This window comes from Streptomyces sp. NPDC003393, from assembly GCF_053589015.1.
Genome location: NZ_JBSFRB010000102.1, coordinates 1 through 1,317 on the forward strand (window position 1 = coordinate 1; position 1,317 = coordinate 1,317).

Below are 1,317 nucleotides of genomic sequence, written 5' to 3' on the forward strand. Positions count from 1 at the left end.
AGGTAGCCGGGCAGTGCGGCGGGCAGGACGATGTGCCAGGCGCCCTTGAGGCCGGTGGCGCCCATGGTGCGGCCCGCGCGCAGGAACAGCGGGGGGACCTGGTCGATGCCGGAGACCAGGCCGTTGGCGATGGAGGGGACGGCGCCGAGCAGGATCACGGCGTACATCATCGAGTTGTTCAGTCCGAGCCAGATCACCGCGGGTGGCACCCACGCCACGCTCGGCAGGGACTGCAGGCCGGACAGCACCGGGCCGATGGCCGCGCGCACGAACTTCACCCGGGCCACCAGCAGTCCCAGCGGGGTGCCGATGGCGAGGGCGAACAGGAAGCCCAGCAGGCCGCGGGAGACGGATGTCCAGATGTAGCCGAACAGCGTGCCCTGCAGCCAGGCGTTCTTGAACTCGCCGCCCACGTCGGCCGGCGAGGGCAGCTTGGTCGGGTCGTCGACGATCTTGAAGGTGATCAGTGCCTGCCACAGCACCAGGACCACCACGACCGCGACGACGGGCGGCAGGATCTTGTTGACGAAGGTCTGCCGCAAGGGCGCACGGCCCGTCTCGGTGACCTCCAGCGCGTCGAGTCCGGCCTCCACACCGGCCAGTTCGGCGCCCCGTGCGCTCTTCGTGTCAGTGCCGGCCATGACGGCGGATCTCCCCCCGCAGTACTTCGGTGATCTCCAGGGACAGCTCCGCCACGGGAGCGTCTTCGATGCGGCGCGGCTGCGGAATGTCCACGGTCCACTGGCGGGCCACTCGTCCCGGCCGGGACGACAGCAGCACTACGCGCTGGGCGAGGCGGACGGCTTCGCGCACGTTGTGGGTGACGAACAGCACCGAGACGCCGGTCTCCTGCCAGATGCGGGTGAGTTCGTCGTGCAGGACGTCGCGGGTGATGGCGTCCAGGGCGGCGAACGGTTCGTCCATCAGCAGCAGGTTGCTCTCCTGGGCGAGCGCGCGGGCCATCGCCACGCGTTGGCGCATGCCGCCGGACAGCTCGTGCACCCGCTTGCCGTACGCGCCGCCCAGCCGGACGAGCTCGAGCAGCTCCTCCGCCGTGCCGCGCCGCTCGGACTTGGGCACGCCGCGTAGTTTCAGGGCGAGTTCGATGTTCTTGCCGGCGGTCAGCCAGGGGAAGAGGGCGTGTTCCTGGAACATCAGGGCGGGGCGGCCGTCGGTGGTGATGGAGCCGGCGCTGGGCCGGTCCAGGCCCGCCACCAGGTTCAGCAGTGTGGACTTGCCGCAGCCCGAGGCCCCCAGGAGGGTGACGAACTCGCCCGGCGCGACATCGAGACTGATGTCGTCCAGGACGAGCTGCTG

The 1,317-nt window shown here is 70.3% G+C and carries 2 protein-coding genes; both read right to left on the reverse strand.

Annotation, left to right across the window (positions count from 1 at the left end):
• The coding region (locus ACWDUZ_RS38540) for an ABC transporter permease (RefSeq protein ID WP_451636484.1) at positions 1 to 641 on the reverse strand (641 nt) is incomplete at its 3' end.
• Positions 628 to 1,317, reverse strand: a 690-nt coding sequence (locus ACWDUZ_RS38545) for an ABC transporter ATP-binding protein (RefSeq protein ID WP_451636485.1), incomplete at its 5' end; no start/stop codon positions are given. The genes ACWDUZ_RS38545 and ACWDUZ_RS38540, both read right to left, overlap by 14 nt.